The 531-nt window shown below is 64.2% G+C and carries 1 protein-coding gene; it reads left to right on the top strand.

All coding sequences use genetic code 11. From position 1 onward, the window contains the following. The first annotated feature begins 283 nt into the window (after positions 1 to 283). Entirely contained in the window at positions 284 to 520 is a 237-nt protein-coding gene (locus GHC57_RS19190) for a hypothetical protein (protein ID WP_153347274.1), read from the top strand. Positions 521 to 531 lie beyond the last annotated feature (11 nt).

Raw genomic sequence — 531 nt, 5'->3', positions numbered from 1 at the left:
TATACGATTTCCGTTTGCGGCGCCACGCTGCGACGGGTGGATTCCAGGTCGGCAACGCACCGCAGTTCGTCCGGCGCCAGCGGCATGAAGGTGCCAAGCTTTCTCGCCAGGGGGCTTTCGCCAGCGGACATGGGACGTGTTTCCGGGTCGCGGTGTGGTCATCGTGCCAACAGACTATCCCAGGTTAGCACGCGGCCCCGGACAATTCTGTAGCCTTTGTCATTCAGTCGCCCTGGAGCGCGGCACGGCATACCGCCAGACCCCAACTCCTCGAGGACCGCACGTGAAACCTGATCCCGATATCGCCGGTTTGGCGGCCCTGTCCATCTGCGAGTCCCTGCTGCTGTCGATGACCGACCTTGAGATCATCGACCGCGACGAGGCCCACGCGATCCTTGAGGATGCCGCCACGGCGCATCGCAGTGCCAGGGAGGCGGCCACCAATCAGCAGGTGCATCGGGATGTGGCCGAGCTGATCGACCGCATCATCAAGGGCAGGAACTCGACGCGCCCCATCTGAGGGTCGCCCCG

This window comes from Roseospira navarrensis (genome assembly GCF_009601025.1).
In the GTDB taxonomy this organism is placed as follows: domain Bacteria; phylum Pseudomonadota; class Alphaproteobacteria; order Rhodospirillales; family Rhodospirillaceae; genus Rhodospira; species Rhodospira navarrensis.
Note: the sequence above shows the minus strand (reverse complement) of the source record. Positions and strands in the feature narration are given on the sequence as shown.